The 1,041-nt window shown below is 42.5% G+C and carries 1 pseudogene; it reads left to right on the forward strand.

Features of this window, described 5'->3' with window-relative positions:
• Nucleotides 1-1,041, forward strand: a pseudogene (locus I3255_RS14785) (hypothetical protein); the annotation flags it as partial.

A 1,041-nucleotide genomic window follows, 5' to 3' on the forward strand; every position in this document is an offset into this window, starting at 1 on the left:
ATACGGTGCCTAATGAAGTTGTTGCTCAAGAAGATACGACAACTGTTATCTCAGGTCTCTCGGTATCAGATCCTGACTATAGTGAATCCGATTCTAGCGATAGTATGACCGTAACATTAAGTGTAGAGCATGGTATTTTAGATATTACGCTTCCTACAGGTAGCTCACTTGTTGTTACAGGGAATGGGTCTGGAGATCTGGTTATTTCGGGATCGTTGGATGAGATTAATAAGTTGCTCGATCAAGGTGTTAATTACACTGCTGATGAAAACTACAGCGGTTCTGATGAATTAACTATGACAACCAACGATGGTGGTAATGTCGGTTCTGGTGGGGAGCAAAGTACAACCAGCAAAGTACCTGTAACTATCACTCCTAAAGCAGACATACCTACATTAAGCTTGAGCGATAGTTTGCCGCAAATGAGTGCGATTAGAGCTTCATCTGGAACTCTAATTCCGTTACTGGGATTAATTGCTTTGGCTGCTGATGCATCTGAAACATTATCTGTCGAATTGAGAAATCTGGGTGCAGGCAAAATTGTTGATGGTCATGGTAATCCGATTGGTCAGGATATGGGGAATGGCGTTTGGATATTAACTCCAGATCAACTTGCTGATGCCCATATTTCAGATTTGCCAGATGGAAATAATCACATTGAGATTGTTGCTGTTTCTACTGAAAGCGATGGCTCTACGGCAGAATCTGCGCCGATTGATATTGGTATTGTGGTTGATAATCTCGCTACATCTAATGGCCAAATTGGCGGTTCTGCACCATCAGATGAAGCAAATTTAGTCATTGATAGCACTGCGGAAGCGACTCTTATTGGTGGCGATGGTAACGATATTTTAGTTGGCGGTCAGTCATCTGATATTCTTTTAGGTGGTGCAGGTAATGATATTCTTTGGGGCGGAGATTTAAATGGTACTGGCGATCACGCAAAAGATATCTTTAAGTGGGAGCGTGCTGATTTAGGTCATGCTGGTAGTGCAGCAGCAGATACCATTATGGATTTCGAAGTTGGAATCGATGTGATCG

This window comes from Psychrobacter sp. Ps6, from assembly GCF_022129235.1.
Taxonomy (GTDB): domain Bacteria; phylum Pseudomonadota; class Gammaproteobacteria; order Pseudomonadales; family Moraxellaceae; genus Psychrobacter.